Consider the following 20209-nt stretch of genomic DNA (forward strand, 5'->3'; position numbering starts at 1 on the left):
CGTCTCAGCGGAAGACATGCGCTTTGCCGGAGACGGAGATCGCAATACGATCCCCTTTCAGCAGCATGTCCCGGTTGGGAATGTCGAGCCGGAAGGAAAATGCTCCCGCACCGTCCAGCGTCACCCGCGTATCGCAGGTGGAACCGCCAAACGCCACCTCGCCCACGGTCCCATTGGCCTTCAGCCCCTCGGCCCGATCCACCGAGATCTGCTCGGGCCGCAGCAGAATGCTCGCCTGCCCTTCGAAATCCCGTTCATCGACCGGTAGAAGCCCAAGCGGGCTCTGCGCCTGACCGGCTTTGACCGTTGCAGGCAGCACGATCGCCTCACCCAGAAAGGCGGCCGTCGCGGCATCCACCGGCCGGGCATAGACGTCCCGCGGAGCGCCCACCTGGGCGAACCTGCCCGCCCGCATCACCGCCAGCTGGTCGGCAAAGGCCAAGGCCTCCTGCTGGTCGTGGGTGACGAGGATCGTGGTGATGCCCGCCGCCGACAGCACGTCCGCCACGGATTTCCGCGTGGCGGCCCTCAGGCCGGTGTCCAGCGCCGAAAAGGGCTCGTCGAGCAGCATCAACCGCGGCTTGCGGGCAAGCGCCCTGGCAAGCGCCACGCGCTGCTGCTGGCCGCCCGAAAGCTGGTCCGGCTTGCGCGACAGCATGGCGTTGTCGAGCCCCACCATCTCCATCAGCTCGGCGGCCCGCGCCTGTTTCGCCTCCCGGCTCGTCTTCAGGCCGAAACCGATATTGTCGGCAACGGTAAGATGCGGAAACAGGCAGCCGTCCTGCGCCACGATGCCGATATTGCGCAGATGCGCCGGCACCTGGCCCTGGGCGTCGGCAACCACCTCTCCGTCGAGCAGGATAGTACCGGCCTCGGGCACGTCGAAGCCGGCGATCAGCCGAAGAAGCGTGGTCTTGCCGCAGCCGGAAGGGCCGACGATCGCGGAGCGGCTGCCGGGGGCCACGGAAAGATCAACGCCGTCCAGCGCTGCAACGGCGCCATAGTGTTTGCGTAAGGAATTGAGTTTGAGAAACGTCATCGCCCGGCAATCTTTTTCGATTGGTGGTGGAGCAGCCAGGTGAGCGGCAGCGAAAAGAGCACCATCAGCACCGCATAGGGTGCGGCGCCCGCATAGTCGATCTCGCTGCTCAGCGCCCAGAAGGCCATGGCAAGCGTCCGGGTGCCGTTCGGGGCCAGCATCTGCGTGGCGGTCAGCTCGTTCATGATGCCGAGCGACGACAGCGCAACGCCCGCCGCCGCACCCGGCGCTGCCAGTCTCACTGTGGTGGACCAGAGCGCATTGCCGGGCGAGCGTCCAAGGCTTGCCGCCGCCTGTTCGAGCTCCACCGGCACCTGCGCGATGCTGGCGCGCAGGCTTACCAGCGCACGCGGCAGGAACATGATGACATAGGCAAGCACGATGGTCGCCAGCGTCTGGTAGAACGGCAGGAGAACCCGCACGGTCACCGTCACAAGAGCAAGGGCAACCACCACGCCCGGCATGGAGCTTGCGAGATAGTAACAGCCTTCGAGGAAGCGGCTCGACCGGTTGGCGCGGCGCACGGAAAGCCAGGCGATCGGCACAGCCGCCGCCGTCGTCGCAAACCCGCCGATCAGGCAGATCACCAACGTCTGGCCGAGCGCAAGCCCGATTTCATCCATACGCCAAATGGCGGCGCCACCGGCCACCAGCCAATGGCCAAGCGTCAGCGCCGGTATGCCCAGCGAAAACGCGGCGGTGACGAGCGGAAGAATGAGCAGCGGATATTTCCACCGCCCCAGCCGCGCCACCCTGGTGCGCCGGGCGACGCCGGAACCTAGCCGCGCATAGCGACGGCTGCCCCGCAAGCCCGCCTCGACGCCCAGCAGGACGAAGCAACACAGCACCAGCACCAGCGCCAGCATGTAAGCCGCGACACCGTTATAGGTGGACTGGAACTGGTCGATAATGGCCGTCGTGAACGTATCGAAGCGGATCATGGCGTAGAGGCCGTATTCCGCAAGCAGATGCAGGCCGATCAGCAGCGTGCCGCCGCAGATCGCCAGCCGCAGCTGCGGTAGCACGACGCGGCGGAAGACGGCGAAGGGCGCAAGGCCAAGCGATGCCGCCTGGTCCTCGAGCGCCGGATCGAGCATACGGAAGGCTGCCGACACCGGCAGGTAGAGAAACGGGAAATAGGCGACCACCGAGATCGCGACGCCGGCACCGAGCCCGTGGATTCCGGGCCAGAACCCCACCCAGGCATAGGAGTGCACGAAGGCCGGCACGGCAAGCGGCGCCACGCAGAGCCAGGACCAGAGCCGTGCGCCGGGCAAGTCCGTCCGCTCCGTCAGCCAGGCGAGTGTGACGGATAGCAGCGTGCAGATCGGGATGGTCAGGAGAACGAGCAGGATCGTATCGACCATCAGGTCGCCGACACGCTCGCGAAAGATCAACTGGACGGCGGTGTCCCAGCCTGTTGCAAATGCCGCCCACAGCACGAAGCCGAGCGGCAGCAGAGCCAGCAGCGCCACCACGACTGCGATCGTCAGCGTCCAGGACGACGCGGCAGGCAGGCGGTATCGCGGCGCAGTCAGGACCCTGGTGTCGGTGGTGGCACTCATGCGGAACTCGGCAAATGTGAGACACCGCAGGTAGCCCCTGCGATGTCGCCGCGCAATAGGAATCGATCCTTTAGAGCAGGCCTGCTGCGGTCATCATGTCGGTGACCTTGGCGTTGTTGAGCGTGGACGGCTCGACCTTGGGCGCCTGCAGGTCGGCAAGCGGCACCAGCGCCTTGTTGGAAGCCTCGCCCTTGCCCACGGCATATTCGAACGAGGTGCCGTCGCGCAGAACCTTCTGGCCGCCCTTGCCCGTCAGCCACTTGAGGAAGGCCTGGGCCTGCTCCTTGTGCTTGGAAGACGCGAGGATGCCGCCGCCCGAGATGGACACGAAGGCACCCGGGTCCTGATGCTTGAAGTAATGCAGCGCGACATTCTTGCTGTTTTCACCCGTCTTCGCCTGATCGCCGAAATAGTAGTAGTGATAGATCAGCGCGCCTTCGGTCTGTCCGGCATTGACGGCCTTCATGGCGGTGGAATTGCCGCGATAGGCGGTGAAGTTGGTCTTCATGCCCTTCAGCCATTCGGCCGTCGCTTCCTCGCCCTTGAGCTGCAGGAAGGCGCCGACGATCGCCTGGAAATCGGCACCGGACGGCGATGCGGCCCAACGGCCCTTCCATTCCGGCTTGGCGAGATCGAGCATCGACTTCGGCAGCTTGTCTTCGGTCAGCTTGGTCTTGTCATAGGCAAACACGGTGGAGCGGGCGGCAACGCCGGTCCAATGGCCATTGGCCGGGCGGAAACCTTCCGGCACCTGCTCCAGCGTATCCTTGGCAACAGGCTCGAACAGGCCCTTGCCGTCCACCAGCGCCATGGCTGGGGAATTTTCGGTCAGGAAGATATCGGCCGGCGAATTGGCGCCTTCCTGGACGATCTGGTTGGCGAATTCCAGGTCGGAGCCGTTGCGGACCGTCACGACGATGCCGGTTTCCTCGGTAAAGGCGTTCGCCCATTCCTTGGTCAAGGCTTCGTGCTGGGCATTGTAGATGGTGAGGCTGTCGGCCACCTGCGCAGATGCAGAGGTCGAAAATGCCAGAACGGAAAAGCCGAGAACGGCTGCACCGGCAGCCAGAGCGTAAGAAGTCGTCAAAATCGCCTCCGCATGAGAATGAATGACGCCCTCTTAGACAAAGAAGACAAGATCAGTCAAGTTATAGCCCGATCTCAAATGCGTGAACGGGCGCGGCCGGTCAGCGAATCAGCTATTGCTCATTTGAACACACCGGGAACGGGCAATCGGAATCCGCATGAGCATCGCCTATCTTGAGAAACTTAACGATGCCCAGCGACGCGCTGTGGCGCATGGCGCGGAAGTCGCCGACGGTGGTCCGGCCGGTCCCCTTCTCGTGATTGCAGGCGCCGGCTCCGGCAAGACGAACACCCTTGCCCACCGCGTGGCGCATCTGATCGTCTCGGGTGCCGATCCGCGCCGCATCCTGCTGATGACCTTTTCCCGCCGCGCCGCTTCGGAAATGGCAAGACGCGTCGAGCGAATCTGCAAACAGGTGCTGGGCGCCAAGGCCGGCGTCATGACCGATGCGCTCGCCTGGGCCGGCACGTTTCACGGCATCGGCGCCCGGCTGCTCAGGATGTATGCCGGGCAGATCGGGCTCGATCCGGATTTCACCATCCACGACCGGGAGGATTCCGCCGACCTGATGAACCTCGTGCGCCATGAGCTCGGCTTCTCGAAGATGGAAAGCCGGTTCCCGACCAAGGGCACCTGCCTTGCCATCTATTCCCGCGCCGTCAATTCGGAGGCGCCGCTCGACGAGGTGCTGAAGGCGCAGTTTCCCTGGTGCCAGGCCTGGGACAAGCAGTTGCGGGATCTGTTCGCCGGGTACGTGGAAGCCAAGCAGGCACAGAACGTGCTCGATTACGACGACCTGCTTCTCTACTGGGCGCAGATGATGGCTGAGCCGCTAATTGCGGAAGACGTCGGCGGCCGCTTCGATCATGTCATGGTGGACGAGTACCAGGACACCAACCGGCTGCAGTCCTCCATTCTCATGGGCATGAAGCCTAATGGCCGCGGGCTGACGGTGGTCGGCGACGATGCCCAGTCCATCTACTCCTTCCGGGCCGCGACGATCCGCAACATCCTCGATTTTCCCGCCAGCTTCAATCCACCGGCCAGCATCGTCACGCTCGACCGCAACTACCGCTCGACCACCACCATCCTTGCGGCTGCCAATGGCGTGATCGACCTGGCGCGCGAGCGTTTTACCAAGAACCTCTGGACAGATCGGGAATCGCTGGAGCGCCCGCGCCTCGTCACCGTCAAGGACGAGAACGAGCAGGCGAACTACATTGTCGAGAAAGTGCTGGAGAACCGCGAAACGGGCATGACGCTGAAGCAGCAAGCCGTGCTGTTCCGCGCTTCCAACCATTCCGGCCCGCTGGAGGTGGAACTTACCCGCCGCAACATCCCCTTCGTCAAGTTCGGCGGGCTGAAATTCCTCGACAGCGCCCATGTCAAGGACATGCTGGCCGCCCTGCGCTTTGCCCAGAACCCGCGCGACCGTGTCGCAGGCTTCCGGCTGATGCAGCTTCTGCCCGGTATCGGACCGCAGACGGCGGCTAAGATCCTCGACGCCATCAGCGCAGATCCGGAACCGCTTGCCGCCCTTCAGGAAATCCCGCCGCCACCGCGCTCCGGCAACGACTGGCCCGCTTTCGTGGACATGCTGGAAGCCATCCGCAAGAAGGAGGGCTGGCCGGCTGAGATCGGGCTTGCCCGCCAATGGTACGAGCCGCATCTGGAACGCATCCACGAGGATGCCGAGACGCGCAAGGCCGATCTTCTGCAGCTCGAACAGATCGCCTCCGGCTATGCCTCCCGCGAACGCTTCCTGACCGAACTGACGCTCGATCCGCCGGACGCCACGAGCGCCGAGGCAGGCGTACCCCTGCTTGACGAGGACTACCTGATCCTCTCGACCATCCATTCGGCCAAGGGTCAGGAATGGCGTTCCGTCTTCCTGCTCAATTGCGTCGATGGCTGCATCCCGTCCGATCTCGGCGCCGGCTCGACGGCGGAACTGGAGGAGGAGCGGCGGTTGCTCTATGTCGCCATGACCCGCGCCCGCGATCATCTGCACCTCATCACCCCGCAGCGCTTCTTCGTGCACGGCCAATATTCGCAGGGCGACCGGCATGTCTATGCGGCGCGTAGCCGCTTCATTCCCGCAACCCTGCTGCAGTTCTTCGAAACGGCTGCCTGGCCGGTGGTTGCGGCCATGTCGGATGCGGAGCGTCAGGCCCGCCAGCAGGTCCGCATCGACGTCACAGCCCGCATGCGCGGCATGTGGCGGTAGCGGCAGCCCGAAAACAGAACCGGCCGCTCCCGACATGAGAAGCAAGTGACCGATTGGCGGGGTGCCGGGAACTCTGGCATAGTTATCCTGTTCGTCGCTCTGGCAAGACAAAGGAGAGCAAGACAAAGGAGAGCAAGACGAACAGACGAAATATACCGGCGCGCCTGTCATGCCGAAGACGATAAAGAGCATGTCGGCCTGACGGAAAGTACCGAGGCCCGGATCCGGGTGTCGGCGACGTCAACCGCAAGTTTATAGACTGCCCGGTATAGTGGATTCCTGCACGCGAATTGAAAAACGCGGCGGCGGGTCTGTCAAAGCTTTTGTCTTCCCCTATGTGTTGGCTCAGGAATTGACAATCGCAAAGGGAATTGTGGAAGAACGAGCTTGAAAAGCGAGACTTCCGCACCGGGAAAAACGCACAGATGATGTTGGAAGACCTTTATCGCTTGCTCAGAAGCGGTCACGTCCAGGCGCAGGGCGTGGTCGATACGATAACCCAGCCAATCATCGTTCTTGATCAGAACTTATGCGTGGTGACGGCCAATAATGCCTTCATCAAGACCTTCAAGGCGGACCGCGACGATATCCAGGGTCGCGTCTTTTTCGAACTCGGCAATGGCCAGTGGGACATCGAGTCGCTCCGGCAGCTCATTGGAGGCATCATCCCAAGGGCCGCCGCGGTCATCGGCTATGAGGTCAAGCACGACTTCCCCGTGATCGGGCAGCGTACCTTCCTGGTCGATGCGCGGCGCCTCGTCCATCCGGATGACAACAGTGCAAATATCCTGGTTCTGTTCGAAGACGTGACCGAGCGTCAGCGGCACGATGCGGAAATGGATTTCATCGTCTCCGAAACCCGCCACCGCATGAAGAACCTGTTTGCGGTCGTGCGTTCCATCGCCATGCAAACCGAGACGAAGGGTCGTACGGCGGCCGATTACCGAGACACGTTCCTCGGAAGGCTCGATGTCACTCTGCGGGCTCAGGAAATTTCCGTCAGCAATACCCCGGCGGATTTTGAAGCGCTGCTGAGGCAGTCGGTCAACCCGCTTGGCGCCGAGCGTTTCCATTGCACAGGCCCTTCCGTGCAACTCAGCAACTCCCGGATCATGCCAGTCAGCATGATATTCCATGAACTTGCCACCAATGCGGCGAAGTACGGCGCCTTGTCTGGCCAGGACGGCGAAGTTCACGTCACATGGTCGCTTGAAGACGGTCCGCGCGGGCGGGTGTTTCTCCGGTGCGAGTGGCGCGAGGAAAATGGTCCTGCCGTCACCATGCCCGAACACAAAGGCTATGGCACGGAACTCATCCAGGCCACCTGCGCCCATGTAGGCGGAATGGTGGAACTTAAGTTTCATCCAGAGGGTTTAAACGCCGTCATCAAATTTCCAGTGTGAGGCATAAGCATTGATGAGCGACGCTACCGACAACGAGTTGGGACCCACGGGATGCGTCCTTGTCGTCGAAGATGAGTTTTTCATAGCGCTGGACGTGAAGACAGCTTTGACGGAGGCCGGGTTCCGGGTGCTGGGACCTGCAGGCTCGGTGGACCACGCTCTTGATCTTTTGCATGAAGAGCGCCCGGATGCCGCCGTTCTCGACTTCAATCTCGGCCATGAAAAAGTGACGCCCGTTGCCCTTCACCTGAAGTCTCTCGGCGTGCCATTCGTGCTGACCAGTGCCAGCGGCGCAGACGAACTCGCGCGCCATGAAGCGCTCTCAAGCATCGAGAACCTCGGAAAGCCGACAGACCTGAAGCGTCTGGTTGAAACCGTCCGCGCCCTGCAGGCTTGAAGATCCCGGCAGCCTTGGCCGACCGTCGCTTATTGACGCCTTTCGCCATGCCGCTCCAGAAGCTCGATCTGGATCTGTTGCAGCTCGGCTAACCGCTCCCACTGTCCGGCCATCTGGTGGTCGATCTTTTCGTGCAACTGGCGGATTTCCAGTTCCGCACGCAGGTTGATCATGTAGTCGTTCTCTCCCCGCAAGCGATCCTTCTCCTCCTGCCGCTTCTGGCTCATCATGATGACCGGCGCCTGCAGGGCGGCAACGCATGACAGGACCAGATTGAGCAGGATGAAGGGGTAAGGATCGAACGCCTCGCTCAGAAGGCCGGAAACATTCACCGCCATCCAGACCATGAGAATGCCCAGGAACGTCAGGATGAAGGTCCAGGACCCGCCGAAGGACGCGACCTTGTCGGCCACCCGTTCTCCGAAGCTCGGATTGACACCGACCACGACCTCGGCGCTCTGCTGGACGGTCAGCGTTCCCTTCTCGAAACTGTCGAGCACTTTCTGGTCGAGCGTGGAAAGCTCGCCGCGTTCCTCTTCCAGCAACTTCTCCACATAGCGGCGACGGTAGCGACCCAGGTCCTCGTCGCAGATCAGGCTTTCGACCGTGCAGTCCGTCACCTCTTCGGCGATCATCTCGAAAAGGCGCGGCCTCAGGCTGTCGACTTTGCGGAGCCTGGACAAGGGGAAGCTCCGGCCGCAGACGATGCAGTGCCCGGTCCTGGCAACGGAAGAAGAATGCTTGCTCATGTCGCAGTCCCGTTCGATGTCTGTGCCGGCTCCGGCTGGCCGCGGGTGTCAGGCTCATTCGCCTGCCCCGAGGGATGCAGCGGCGAGACATGGTAGACCTGAGGGGAGAACGCCTTGGAGAATTCCGCCGAGCGGCCGATATAAATCAGGGTGGAGTTGGACAGCCCGCCCAGCACTTCGATCAGCAGGGTCTGCGTTTCCGCCTCCAGTCCCTCGAAAATATCGTCCATGATCAGCCAGTCGGGCTTGCGCAGCACGGCATTGGCCACCTGTAGGGCAACCTCCTCGTCCTTGTCCAGCAGCCGGTCCCAACGCTCCACAGTGTCCAGCCGGTTTGCCAGGCGGGCGAGGCCGACACGGGTCAAGGCATCGCGCATGGCATCGTCGGAAATGTCCGGTATGCCGGCCGGATAGGTCATGACCTCGCGCAGCGCCGCGGTCGGCAGGTAGCTTTCCTGCGGCATCATGATCATCCGTTCGCCAAGCGGCACGCTGATCTCGCCCCGGCCCCAGGGCCAGATCCCGGAAACGGCCTGGAAGAACAGGTGGCGGTCCGTGCCAGGATCGCCGTTGATCATGATCCGCTCGCCCGCATTGATCAGGCAGAAGGATTCGGCCAGCTTGATGCCGTGACCGGCAGCGCCCGCCTCCCAATCGCCATGAACCTCGACATTGTCGAGGCAGAGCCCCTCACCGGCTTTACCCTGGCGGTAGCTGATGATCTCTCCTTCCGCCGATGGCGTATCCGTCATCAGCAGGGCATTGCGGAAAAACGACACGCGCGCCAGCGTTGCCCGCCAGTCGGCGATGACGCTGAAATTCGCCACATACCAGCGCAGTGCCTGGTTTACCTGATTGAAGGCCCCAACCGCCATCATCAGTCCGCCGAACGAAAGCTGGCCGGAAAAATACATGGGTGAGGCGATGATGATCGGCGCCACCAGCGCCAGCCAGCCGAAGCCCGCCGAAACCCAGGTGAGGTTGGCGAGCGCCCATGCCGTCTGGCGCAGCATTTCGAGCACCGCGTCGATCGCCGCATGCACCCGCCGCCGCTCGCTTTCCTCGCCGCGCGCAAGCGTGATCGGCTTGAGGTTCTCATTGGCCCGCACAAGCGACGAGCGCAGGTCCGCCTCGCGGGCGTAACGGTCTGCGTTGAGCCGCGGCAGCCGGGCACCCACGACATTGCTGAGCACCGAACCGAGCAGCGCATAGGCGATGCTGGCCCAGACCATGTAGCCCGGAATGACGACGGTGCGCGAACCGAAGGTGAAGGCGAAATCCGTGGAGATTGCCCATAGCACACCGATGAAGCTTGCAAGCAGAATGGTGGAATTGACGAGGCCGATCGCCAGCGAGGTCGTGTTTTCGGCAAGGATACGGGTATCCTCGTGCAGCCGCTGGTCGGGATTGTTGGCGATCTGGCCCGCGGCGGCGAGCTTCAGCGCCCGGCCGGGCGTTAGCCAAACATCGGCCAGGTCCCGCGCCAGGCCTTCCCGCATCCGCATCGCGGTGATCTGGTTCAGCCATTGCTGGACGACGTTGAGCAGCGTCAGCACGAGTGCGATCACGCCGAACACCACGAGTTGGCGCAGGAATTCGCCCATGTCGCGCCGCTCCAGCGCGTCGTAGAAGGGGCCGTTCCATTGGTTCAGCCGGTAGGTGGCGTAGGTGGTGGCGAATATGACGATCAGCAGTGCCGCGATCAACACCAGCACGCGGCTGCGCACCCGCGATCCCCAGAAGGCGCCGACCATCATCCGAAGCTGACCGGATAGCGGAAGCTCGTAGGCTTGCGCTGCCGCGTCCGGAATCTGCGTCATCTTTGCTCCTTCAACTGCTTGCATTGCAATGCACACAACAACTCTTACCACGCGCCTCACCCATGTACAGGCATGCGACGGAGTGCTCGGGGCATAAGGTCCAGATTATCTGGATGCTCAGCGACGATCCGCGGCGGCTTGACCATCGGCGATGGCATCGGCGAATTTGCGCATCAGCCGCGCCAGGTCACCAACCTCTTCGGGGTCCCAGCCGGAAAGGACCGCCTGGCCTATCCGTTCGCGAGCGGCGTCGATCCGATCCGTCATCGCCTTGCCCGCCGGACTGACGACGGCTTCGCGGACGCGCTTATCCGCAAGGCCTGCCCGTCGATCGACAAGCCCCAGGCTTTCGAGCTTCGCCACCTGCCGGCTGACGGTCGTGTGATCGCGCCCCAGGCGGTCGGCGAGATCGACAACACCGATCGGACCGAACCGATCGATGCCCACGAGAAGCGGAAAAAGCGCTCTATCCAGCTTGATTCCCGCCTCGCTGATCAGGACGTCGTCACGCTGGGGCCGGTTCATCACGCTCAGAATATCGAGCAGAGCCTTGTGCAGCTGCTGCAATGTTTCCGACATGTGTGTATTTTGCACATTATTTCTTGACGGCATCCACACCTCCTTATATGCGTGCATAATACACATATAATTCTTCCTTGAAAGGAGATTTCGATGAAAGCAGCCGTCGTGAAAGGACTGGCCCAGACCCCGGTCTATGAGGAATTTGCAGAGCCGACCGCACTGGCGGAGGAGCGTCTGGTCGCCGTCACCGCATCCGCGCTGAGCCACCTGACCCGCAGCCGTGCTTCAGGCAAACACTACAGCTCGTCGGGCCATTTCCCCTTCGTTGCGGGAATAGACGGCGTCGGCAGGCTGGAGGACGGCAGCCGGGTGTTTTTCGTGCTCCCCTCCCGGCCGCATGGCGCCCTCGCGGAACGGACGGTCGTGCCTGCCCATCGCTGCCTTCCCCTGCATGACGATCTGGACGACGTGACGGCGGCAGCGATCGCCAATCCGGGCATGTCGTCCTGGGCAGCCTATGCAGAGCGCGCCAGACTGAAGCCGGGCGAGACCGTCCTCGTCAACGGCGCGACGGGAACATCCGGCCGCCTGGCGGTCCAGATCGCCAGGCATATGGGAGCGGGCAGGATTATCGCCACCGGGCGCAATGAAGAAGCCCTGCAGGAGCTTGAAAGCCTCGGCGCCGATGTGACAATCCCGCTTCTTCAGGAAGAAAGCGCACTGGACGTCGCCTTCAGTCGGGAATTCGCGGCCGGCGTGGATGTCGTGATCGATTATCTTTGGGGCCGGAGCGCCGAACTTGTGCTGACGGCCGCCGCCCGGGCAGGCCAGGATGCCAGGCCTATCCGCTACGTTCAAGTCGGGTCCATGAGCGGCTCGGACATCAATCTGCCGGCCAGCGTGCTTCGCTCTTCGGCAATCCAGCTGATGGGAAGCGGCATAGGCAGCATATCCCTGGACAGGCTGATCGCGTGCATCGCCGATCTGCTGAAGGCGGCAGGTCGGGGCGGCTTTCGGATTGCGACACGGATGGCTCCGCTGTCCGATATCGAAAATGCCTGGGCTTGGGACGAGACGGGAGGGCGGACAGTCATCGTGACGGAAGCCTGAGGACGCAATGGGTGATAAGCTCGAATCCGCCTTGCATTCTTTTCATGCATTGCACAAACTCCCGGCAACGATCACGGATCGGTCCGTTCAAGTGGCCGGCAAAGGGGCACGATGTCGATCAAGGCAAGCATATACCATCTTACCCACTACAAGTACGACAGGCCGGTCCGCCTTGGACCGCAGATCATCCGCCTCAAGCCTGCCGCCCATTCCCGCACCAAGGTCCTGAGCCATTCGCTGAAGGTTACGCCTGCAAATCACTTCGTGAACCTTCAGCAGGACCCCTACGGCAATTACCTCGCCCGGTATGTGTTTCCCGAGCCGGTCACGGAATTCAAGATCGAGGTCGATCTGATCGCCGACATGACCGTCTACAACCCCTTCGACTTCTTCGTCGAAGAGGATGCGATGAAGTGGCCCTTCACCTACCCGGCCGACCTTATCGAGGATCTCTCGATCTACAGGACCCCGGAGCCGCCGGAGCCGGCGTTGGTGGAGTATCTGAAGACCTTCGACATGTCTCCCGGCCAGCCCACGGTCGATATGGTGGTCGGCATCAATGCGCGCCTGCAGCAGGCGATCGGCTATGTGATCCGCATGGAGCCCGGCGTTCAGACGCCGGAGCAGACGCTCACCTCCGCGATGGGCTCGTGCCGCGACACGAGCTGGCTGCTGGTGCAGATCCTGCGCCATCTCGGTCTGGCTGCCCGCTTCGTGTCCGGCTACCTGATCCAGCTGACGCCGGATCTGAAGGCGCTCGACGGTCCGTCCGGCACGGACGTCGATTTCACCGATCTGCATGCCTGGTGCGAAGTCTACCTGCCGGGCGCCGGCTGGGTGGGCCTTGACCCGACCTCCGGCCTGCTGACCGGCGAAAGCCATATTCCGCTCGCCGCCACGCCGCATTTCCGCAACGCAGCACCCATTTCCGGCGGCTATTTCGGCGAGGCGGAGACGTCCTTCGGCTTCGAAATGACGGTGAAGCGGGTTGCGGAACATCCGCGCATCACCAAGCCGTTTTCGGACGAGAGCTGGGACGCGCTGAACCAGTTGGGCGAACACGTCGACCGCGCCCTGCAGGCGCAGGACGTACGCCTGACCATGGGCGGCGAACCCACCTTCGTATCGATCGACGACTTCGAATCCGAAGAATGGAACACGACGGCGGTCGGCCCGACCAAGCGCGAGAAGGCCGATATCCTGATACGCAAGCTGCGTGAGCGCTTCGCGCCAGGCGGTTTCCTGCACTACGGACAGGGCAAATGGTATCCGGGCGAAAGCCTGCCGCGCTGGACCTTCTCGCTCTACTGGCGCAAGGACGGCAAGCCGATATGGCAGAACCCGGATCTGATCGCCGCCGAAGGCAAGGATACCAATGTCACGGCGAACGAAGCTGAAAAGCTGATCATGGCGATCGCCTCCGAGCTCGACATCGAAGCGGACATGGTCATTCCAGCCTTCGAGGATCCAGCCGAATGGATCATCAAGGAAGGCAGCCTTCCTGAAAACGTCGACCCGTCCAACTCCAAACTGGAAAGCCCGGAAGAACGTGCCCGCATCGCCAAAGTGTTCGAGCGGGGGCTGACCAATCCCACCGGCTACATCCTGCCTGTGCAGGCTTGGAACGCCAAGGCGGATGGACGTCGCTGGGTGAGCGAGCGCTGGCGCACCCGGCGCGGCAAGATCTTCCTTATCCCCGGCGACAGTCCTGTCGGGTTCAGGATGCCGCTCGGTACGCTGCCTTACGTCCCGCCATCGGAATATCCCTATATCCACGAGGCCGACCCTTCCGTCCCCCGCGACCCGCTGCCGGATTACGGCACACCGGCACGGGCCATGGCGGAGGCCTCGCGCAAGGCGAGCGAGGCCCAGCAGAGCCGCAACGAGCAGAACCTCGCTGGCTCCACCGGCGACATCCGCGGCGCCGTGCGCACAGCCATGAGCGTCGAGGCCCGCGACGGGCGGCTCTGCGTCTTCATGCCGCCGGTCGAACGTATGGAAGACTATCTCGATCTCGTCGCAGCGGCAGAAAAGGCCGCAGAGGAAATCGGACTGCCGATCCATATCGAAGGATATACGCCGCCGCAGGACGAGCGCATCAACGTCATGCGCGTCGCTCCCGATCCCGGCGTGATCGAGGTCAACATCCATCCGGCCTCGAACTGGGCCGATTGCGTGGCGATCACCTCGATCGTCTACGAAGAGGCCCGGCAGACGCGGCTCGGCGCCGACAAATTCATGATCGACGGCCGTCATACGGGCACAGGCGGCGGCAACCATGTCGTGGTCGGCGGCAGCAATCCCAACAACAGCCCGTTCCTGCGCCGCCCCGACCTATTGAAGAGCCTGATACTGCACTGGCAGCGGCATCCGTCACTGTCCTACCTGTTCTCGGGCATGTTCATAGGCCCGACCAGCCAGGCGCCACGTGTCGACGAGGCCCGCCACGATACGCTCTATGAGCTGGAAATCGCCATGTCTCAGGTGCCCGTGCCCGGTATGGCGCAGGCGCCGCTCCCATGGATGGTCGATCGTCTCTTCCGCAACCTCCTGACGGACGTTTCCGGCAATACGCATCGCTCCGAAATCTGCATCGACAAGTTGTTTTCGCCGGATGGCCCGACCGGTCGCCTCGGCCTGGTCGAATTCCGCGGCTTCGAAATGCCGCCGAATGCCCGCATGTCGCTTGCCCAGCAGCTTCTTGTCCGCGCCCTGATCGCGCGCTTCTGGCAGAACCCGGCCCAGGGCAAGTTCGTCCGCTGGGGCACGGCGCTTGCCGACCGCTTCATGCTGTCCCACTATGTCTGGGCAGACTTTCTCGACGTGCTGCAGGATCTCCGCGAAAACGGCTTCAATTTCCGGCCAGAATGGTTCGAGGCGCAGCTAGAATTCCGCTTTCCCTTCTGCGGCGAGGTCGAATACCAGGGCACGAAGCTCGAGCTTCGCCAGGCACTGGAACCCTGGCACGTCATGGGCGAGGAAGGTGCGCCCGGCGGCACGGTGCGTTACGTCGATTCCTCGGTCGAGCGCATGCAGGTACGCCTGGAAACCGCCAATCCGGAACGCTACACGGTGGCCTGCAACGGCCGCGCCGTGCCGCTGAAGCCGACGGGCACCGCGGGTGTTTCGGTTGCAGGGGTGCGGTTCAAGGCCTGGCAGCCGCCGTCGGGCCTGCATCCGATGCTGCCGGTTAATGCTCCACTTACATTCGATATTTATGATATATGGTCGAGCCGCTCCGTTGGCGGCTGCATCTATCATGTTGCCCATCCCGGTGGGCGCAGTTATGAGACCTTCCCGGTCAATGGCAACGAAGCGGAAGCCCGTCGCCTCTCCCGGTTCGAACCTTGGGGGCATACGGCGGGTCAATACACGCTTCTTGCCGAAACGCCCTCGCCCGAATTCCCGCTGACGCTCGATCTGCGCCGGCCGCAAGGAGTCTAACAAGGCCTGATGTCCAAGGCACCGGCAATCGAACGCAAGGCGGCGGAAGCCCTGGGAAAGGATCCCATTCTCGGCTACGCGGCCCTTCCGGGCGTGACAGACGAGATGCTGGACGCCCAAGGCGAGATCAAGCCGGTCTGGTACAATCTGATCGCGCGCCTCAGCCGCATGTCGGAAGGCGAGCTGCATGAACGCTTTGCCCGTGCGGACCGCTATCTGCGCGACGCCGGCGTCTTCTACCGCACCTATGGCGCGCCCGTCATCCGTGGAACGACTGAACGCAACTGGCCGATCTCGCATGTTCCCGTCCTCATCGACGGCGAGGAATGGGCTGAGGTATCGCGCGGGCTCGTGCAGCGCGCCGATCTTCTAGAAAAGCTGATTGCCGATATCTACGGCGAAAATCGGCTCGTGCAGGAAGGCATATTGCCGCCGCAGCTGCTCGCCTCCAATCCGGAATTCCTCCGGCCGCTGGTGGGCGTGAAGCCGGTCGGCGGCCACTACCTGCATTTCTGTTCCTTCGAGATCGGCCGCGGGCCGGACGGCAAGTGGTGGGTGCTGGCGGACCGCACCCAGGCCCCCTCCGGCGCCGGTTTCGCCCTGGAGAACCGCGTCGCCACCACCCGCGCCTTTTCCGACATCTATGCGGAAAGCCATGTCCACCGGCTGGCCTCCTTCTTCGGCGCCTTCCGCCACGCGCTGCAGACCCACAAGCAGAACCCGGACGACCGCATCGCCGTGCTTTCCCCCGGCCCGGCCAACGAAACCTATTTCGAACACGCCTATATCGCGCGCTATCTCGGCTTCATGCTGCTGGAAGGCGAGGACCTGACGGTGGTCAACAACCGCGTCATGGTACGCACCGTGGCCGGCCTTAAACCCATCGGCGTGCTGTGGCGCCGCCTCGATTCCTCTTATGCCGACCCGCTGGAACTCGACCAGAACTCCCATATCGGCACGCCGGGCATGGTGCAGGCATTGCGGTCCGGCTCGCTGACCCTCGTCAATGCCCTCGGATCCGGCATTCTGGAAACCCGCGCCCTGCTTGCCTTCATGCCGACCATTTCGCGCCGGCTGACGGGCAAGGACCTGAGCATGCCTTCCATCGCTACATGGTGGTGCGGTCAGAAATCCGAGCGCGAGCATGTCGCCAACAACATCGAGCGCATGGTCATCGGGCCAGCCTATTCCCGCCTGCCCTTCTTCGACGACAACGGCCAGTCCGTCCTCGGCTCGACGCTGCGCGAAACCGCCAGGGATACCGTCGGCGACTGGCTGGCGTCGGAGGGCTCCCAGCTCGTCGGCCAGGAAGTCGTGACCCTCTCCACCACGCCGGTCTATGTGGACGGCAAGCTCACGCCGCGGCCCATGTCGCTACGCGTCTTTGCCGCCCGCACCGAAGACGGCTGGCAGCTCATGCCGGGCGGCTTTGCCCGCATCGGCTCCGGCGACGACGTATCGGCCATCGCCATGCAGTCGGGAGGGCGCGCCGCCGACGTCTGGATCGTCTCCGACAAGCCGGTCGCCAAGCCGAGCCTGCTGCCGCCGGAGGAAAGCTTCACCCGCAACATGCCGGGCAGCCTGCCGAGCCGCGCCGCCGACAATCTCTACTGGCTCGGCCGCTATATCGAGCGGGCGGAAGGCGCGCTACGCATCCTGCGCGCATGGAACCTGCGTTATGCCGAATCGGCCGATCCCGAAGCGCCGTTGCTGGCCGATGTCAGCCGCTACCTGAAGAGCATCGATATCGAGATGACCAAGGCGGTTCCGGCGCCGCTTCTGCACAATATCGAAAGCGCCATCTTCTCGGCGAGCAATATCCGCGACCGCTTCTCACCCGATGGCTGGCTGGCTCTCAACGACCTTGCCAAGACGGCCCGCCGCTTCCACGATGCGGTACAGCTTGGCGACGACGCGGCCCATGCCATGACCGTGCTTTTGCGCAAGCTCGCGGGCTTCGCCGGCCTCGTGCATGAAAACATGTACCGTTTTACCGGCTGGCGCTTCCTGTCCATTGGCCGCTATCTGGAGCGCGGCCTTCACATGACCCGCCTGCTCGGCCATATGTCGGGACCCGATGCGCCGGACGGTTCGCTCGATATGCTGCTGGAGATCGGCGACAGCGTCATGACCCATCGGCGCCGCTACAATGTCAACACGGCGCGGCTGACGGTGGCCGACCTTCTCGCTCTCGACCCCCTCAATCCGCGCTCCGTCCTCTACCAGCTGAACGAGATCCGCACCGAGGTGGAGCAATTGCCGAACGCCTTCGTCAACGGCCAGATGTCGACCTTCTACCGCGAGGCCATGCGGCTGCATTCCGGGCTCGCGGTGATGACGCCGGAAGCCATGGACGAGGAGGTCTACCGCAAGCTCGAGCTGGAAATGGAGAAGCTGTCCGATATTCTCGGCCAGACTTACTTCGGTTAGCAGAGGATCGCGGCAATGCTCTACGACCTCTCCCTGCATATGGGCTATGTCTACGACGTTCCGGCATCCGGTGCCCGGCACGTCATTCGCGTCCTGCCGCTCTCCCTGCCGGACCGGCAGCGCCTTGTCGCCGGCTCCGTCATCGTTTCGCCCGGCGCCGACGAGCGCAGCAGCTTCATCGATTTCTTCGGCCAGCAGGCGACCGCCGTTCTCCTGCGCGCCCCGCATGAGCGGCTGGACATCCGCATGCAGGCCCGCGTCCTGGTGGAGGCGCCACCGATCACCGCCGATCTGTCGCCGGAGCTAGAAAAGCTGAAGGATGAGCTGGACGATCTCTGGTCGGTATCGCCAGAGTCGCCGCACCACCTGACGGGACCGAGCCCGCGCCTGCCGCAGGACCCTGCGATCGCCGCCTATGCCCGCGCGCTCGTGACGCCGGGCCAGACCGTACGCGAAATGGCGGTCGCGCTGTGCAGCCGTATCCACAAGGACTTCACCTACGATGCCAAGGCGACAACGGTGGATTCCACGCCGGCCCAGGCCTTCAAGATCAAGCGCGGCGTCTGCCAGGATTTCGCCCATATCATGATCGTCGCCCTGCGCAGCCTCGGCATCCCGGCAGGCTACGTGTCCGGCTTCCTGCGCACCACGCCGCCGCCGGGCAAGGAACGCCTGGAGGGCGCCGATGCCATGCACGCCTGGGTCAGGGTCTGGTGTGGGGACGCCACCGGTTATCTCGAACTGGACCCGACAAACAATATCCAGGCGGGCAGCGACCACATCGTCGTTGCCTATGGCCGCGACTATGCGGACGTAGCACCCGTGATCGGCGTGCTGAAGGGTTATGGCAATCAAAAGATCGTCCAGGCAGTGGATGTCGTTCCCGCGAAATAGGGTCTCGCGCCGTTTTGACGCTCTTTTACCAAAGTCGTTACAATCCTAGCGATTGCCTTAGCCCTTCCTCAACAAGCGGCGGCTAGATCGTCATCCCAGGTTCAAATGATTTGAACATTGACCGGGGACGACGATGGTATTGTCACTTCTTTCGCGGATCGCCGGAGACCGAGGCGGCAATTTCGGCCTGATGACGGCGATACTTCTGCCGGTGCTCGTCGGCGCAGCGGGCGTAGCGATCGATGTTACGAATGCACTTCAGGTCAAGAACCAGTTGCAAGGCCTGGTGGACTCCACCACTCTCGCAACCGCGTCCGCCATGTCCGACAAGGACATGACTGCGGCCGAGGCGAATGCATTCGCCAAAAGCTACTTCCTGGGCCAGGCCGAGCAAGAAACCGAAGATGGGAGTCAGTCTCCGGCGCAGAAGGCTGCGCGGCTAAAAGCCCTCAGCGATGGAAGTACAACCAACGCCTCGGTTACCAATACGTCTGGAAACGGCAGGACCTACAATATCAGCATGACGATGAACTACGACATCGCGCTGACAGGTCTCAGCCACGTCCTCGGACTGACCACGATGAATGTCAGCGTTTCCAGCACCAGCCAGAGCGGCCGCGAAGGCAATGCGCTTTCCATGTATCTCGCACTGGATGAGTCGGGCTCGATGGCGTGGGATACCACGACCGTCAATTCAGCCCAGAAGACCAAGCAGGAAGCATACAGCTGCGGAAACCGGAGCATCTGCTACCGGACCGTCACGAACTACATCACCAAGATGCAGACCCTGAAGGCCGCGGCCGCGGCCATGTTCAGCGAGCTGAAGATCGCCGATCCGCAAAGTGAACTCATCCGTGTCGGCGCCGATTCCTACGACGACCAGACCAAGGCCCAGCAGGCGATCAATTGGGGCACCACCGATGTCGCCAGATATGTCAAAAACCTGCCTGACGTTCCCGACGGTGGAACGGACGCGACAGGTGCCATGACCAATGCGTTCAATGCGCTGAAGAAGGCCAATACCACCGAGGCCAGCGAACAGGCGAAAAAGAAGAACACCAGTTTTGAGCGCTTCATCGTCCTGATGACCGATGGCGAAATGACGGGCAACAGCGCCAACTGGAACTCGTCGCTCGACACCAAGGTTCGCGCGCTGTGCAAGCAGTCCAAGGACGACGGCATCAAGATCTACGCGATCGCCTTCATGGCACCCGACAGGGGCAAGTCATTGCTGAGCACCTGTGCCACCAGCAGCGACTATTATTACGAGCCTGACGACATGACGGGCCTCATACAGAGCTTCGGCGAGATCGCCCGCAAGGCCGCCAAGACCGATACCCGCCTGACCAATTGAACCATCCGCCTTCCTGATCAGCCCCGCCCTTGCCGGCGGGGTTTTTGATTCTGCGCGCTCGCCAGTTCCACTCAAGTTCCCTATCGTAAATCCGCCATTGAAAGCATGCTACAAGGGTGCATAAACTGTCAGCCTGCATCATGCCTGATGGACTGAACCGGACGCCCT

At 62.7% G+C, this 20209-nt stretch carries 14 protein-coding genes; 8 read left to right on the forward strand and 6 right to left on the reverse strand.

The window, feature by feature from the left end:
- Nucleotides 1–4: 4 nt before the first annotated feature.
- The 3 genes from EPK99_RS11005 to EPK99_RS11015 form a co-directional block, all read right to left on the reverse strand.
- On the reverse strand, nt 5–1039 hold the full coding sequence (locus EPK99_RS11005) for an ABC transporter ATP-binding protein (protein ID WP_128443061.1): 1035 nt from the start codon (nt 1037–1039) through the stop codon (nt 5–7).
- Nucleotides 1036–2604: an ABC transporter permease gene (locus EPK99_RS11010; RefSeq protein ID WP_128443062.1), complete on the reverse strand. Its 1569-nt coding sequence runs from the start codon at nt 2602–2604 to the stop codon at nt 1036–1038. The genes EPK99_RS11005 and EPK99_RS11010 overlap by 4 nt, the downstream gene beginning before the upstream one ends.
- A 70-nt stretch (nt 2605–2674) precedes the next feature.
- Nucleotides 2675–3691 (reverse strand): iron ABC transporter substrate-binding protein, encoded by a 1017-nt coding sequence (locus EPK99_RS11015; protein WP_128443063.1) that lies wholly within the window; start codon nt 3689–3691, stop codon nt 2675–2677.
- 157 nt (nt 3692–3848) lie between these two features.
- On the opposite strand from EPK99_RS11015, the gene EPK99_RS11020 reads away from it, so the two are divergent.
- The 3 genes from EPK99_RS11020 (at nt 3849) to EPK99_RS11030 (ending at nt 7718) form a co-directional block, all read left to right on the forward strand.
- Complete coding sequence (locus EPK99_RS11020) at nt 3849–5918, forward strand: ATP-dependent helicase (protein WP_128443064.1); 2070 nt, start codon at nt 3849–3851, stop codon at nt 5916–5918.
- A 425-nt stretch (nt 5919–6343) separates the two neighbouring features.
- A complete protein-coding gene (locus EPK99_RS11025; protein WP_128443065.1) occupies nt 6344–7321 on the forward strand; it encodes a sensor histidine kinase in 978 nt (325 codons plus the stop codon).
- A 13-nt stretch (nt 7322–7334) separates the two neighbouring features.
- Nucleotides 7335–7718, forward strand: coding sequence for a response regulator (locus EPK99_RS11030; RefSeq protein WP_128443066.1), 384 nt, complete (start codon nt 7335–7337; stop codon nt 7716–7718).
- A 29-nt stretch (nt 7719–7747) separates the two neighbouring features.
- Here the strand turns inward: EPK99_RS11030 and EPK99_RS11035 are convergent, their stop codons facing one another.
- The 3 genes from EPK99_RS11035 to EPK99_RS11045 all read right to left on the reverse strand — a co-directional run bounded on the left by EPK99_RS11035 (nt 7748) and on the right by EPK99_RS11045 (nt 10899).
- On the reverse strand, nt 7748–8467 hold the full coding sequence (locus EPK99_RS11035; protein ID WP_128443067.1) for a DUF1003 domain-containing protein: 720 nt from the start codon (nt 8465–8467) through the stop codon (nt 7748–7750).
- Nucleotides 8464–10287 carry an ABC transporter ATP-binding protein/permease gene (locus EPK99_RS11040; protein ID WP_128443068.1) on the reverse strand — a complete coding sequence of 608 codons (1824 nt, stop codon included), beginning with the start codon at nt 10285–10287 and terminating at the stop codon, nt 8464–8466. Before EPK99_RS11040 ends, EPK99_RS11035 begins: the two co-directional genes overlap by 4 nt.
- 117 nt (nt 10288–10404) lie before the next feature.
- Entirely contained in the window at nt 10405–10899 is a 495-nt protein-coding gene (locus tag EPK99_RS11045; RefSeq protein WP_128443069.1) for a MarR family winged helix-turn-helix transcriptional regulator, read from the reverse strand.
- 60 nt (nt 10900–10959) lie between these two features.
- Between EPK99_RS11045 and EPK99_RS11050 the strand changes: the two genes are divergently transcribed.
- The 5 genes from EPK99_RS11050 (at nt 10960) to EPK99_RS11070 (ending at nt 20041) form a co-directional block, all read left to right on the forward strand.
- Nucleotides 10960–11919: a quinone oxidoreductase family protein gene (locus tag EPK99_RS11050; RefSeq protein WP_128443070.1), complete on the forward strand. Its 960-nt coding sequence runs from the start codon at nt 10960–10962 to the stop codon at nt 11917–11919.
- Nucleotides 11920–12030: 111 nt separating this feature from the next.
- Nucleotides 12031–15363 (forward strand): transglutaminase family protein, encoded by a 3333-nt coding sequence (locus EPK99_RS11055; RefSeq protein ID WP_128443071.1) that lies wholly within the window; start codon nt 12031–12033, stop codon nt 15361–15363.
- A gap of 9 nt (nt 15364–15372) precedes the next feature.
- Entirely contained in the window at nt 15373–17793 is a 2421-nt protein-coding gene (locus tag EPK99_RS11060) for a circularly permuted type 2 ATP-grasp protein (RefSeq protein ID WP_128443072.1), read from the forward strand.
- Nucleotides 17794–17808: 15 nt separating this feature from the next.
- Nucleotides 17809–18687 (forward strand): transglutaminase family protein, encoded by an 879-nt coding sequence (locus EPK99_RS11065; RefSeq protein WP_128443073.1) that lies wholly within the window; start codon nt 17809–17811, stop codon nt 18685–18687.
- A gap of 133 nt (nt 18688–18820) precedes the next feature.
- The gene (locus tag EPK99_RS11070; RefSeq protein ID WP_128443074.1) at nt 18821–20041 is read left to right on the forward strand and encodes a TadE/TadG family type IV pilus assembly protein; all 1221 of its coding nucleotides are present in this window, start codon (nt 18821–18823) and stop codon (nt 20039–20041) included.
- Nucleotides 20042–20209: the final 168 nt, after the last annotated feature.

The sequence above is a fragment of the Neorhizobium lilium genome, from assembly GCF_004053875.1.
Classification (GTDB): Bacteria; Pseudomonadota; Alphaproteobacteria; order Rhizobiales; family Rhizobiaceae; genus Neorhizobium; species Neorhizobium lilii.

Bases quoted from the DNA above. Each gene is read 5' to 3' on its own strand.
- EPK99_RS11045 (WP_128443069.1), bottom strand. From the start codon at position 10,899: ATGCCGTCAAGAAATAATGTGCAAAATACACACATGTCGGAAACATTG.
- EPK99_RS11025 (WP_128443065.1), top strand. From the start codon at position 6,344: ATGATGTTGGAAGACCTTTATCGCTTGCTCAGAAGCGGTCACGTCCAG.
- EPK99_RS11035 (WP_128443067.1), bottom strand. From the start codon at position 8,467: ATGAGCAAGCATTCTTCTTCCGTTGCCAGGACCGGGCACTGCATCGTC.
- EPK99_RS11070 (WP_128443074.1), top strand. From the start codon at position 18,821: ATGGTATTGTCACTTCTTTCGCGGATCGCCGGAGACCGAGGCGGCAAT.
- EPK99_RS11010 (WP_128443062.1), bottom strand. From the start codon at position 2,604: ATGAGTGCCACCACCGACACCAGGGTCCTGACTGCGCCGCGATACCGC.
- EPK99_RS11055 (WP_128443071.1), top strand. From the start codon at position 12,031: ATGTCGATCAAGGCAAGCATATACCATCTTACCCACTACAAGTACGAC.
- EPK99_RS11060 (WP_128443072.1), top strand. From the start codon at position 15,373: ATGTCCAAGGCACCGGCAATCGAACGCAAGGCGGCGGAAGCCCTGGGA.
- EPK99_RS11065 (WP_128443073.1), top strand. From the start codon at position 17,809: ATGCTCTACGACCTCTCCCTGCATATGGGCTATGTCTACGACGTTCCG.
- EPK99_RS11005 (WP_128443061.1), bottom strand. From the start codon at position 1,039: ATGACGTTTCTCAAACTCAATTCCTTACGCAAACACTATGGCGCCGTT.
- EPK99_RS11020 (WP_128443064.1), top strand. From the start codon at position 3,849: ATGAGCATCGCCTATCTTGAGAAACTTAACGATGCCCAGCGACGCGCT.
- EPK99_RS11040 (WP_128443068.1), bottom strand. From the start codon at position 10,287: ATGACGCAGATTCCGGACGCGGCAGCGCAAGCCTACGAGCTTCCGCTA.
- EPK99_RS11030 (WP_128443066.1), top strand. From the start codon at position 7,335: ATGAGCGACGCTACCGACAACGAGTTGGGACCCACGGGATGCGTCCTT.
- EPK99_RS11050 (WP_128443070.1), top strand. From the start codon at position 10,960: ATGAAAGCAGCCGTCGTGAAAGGACTGGCCCAGACCCCGGTCTATGAG.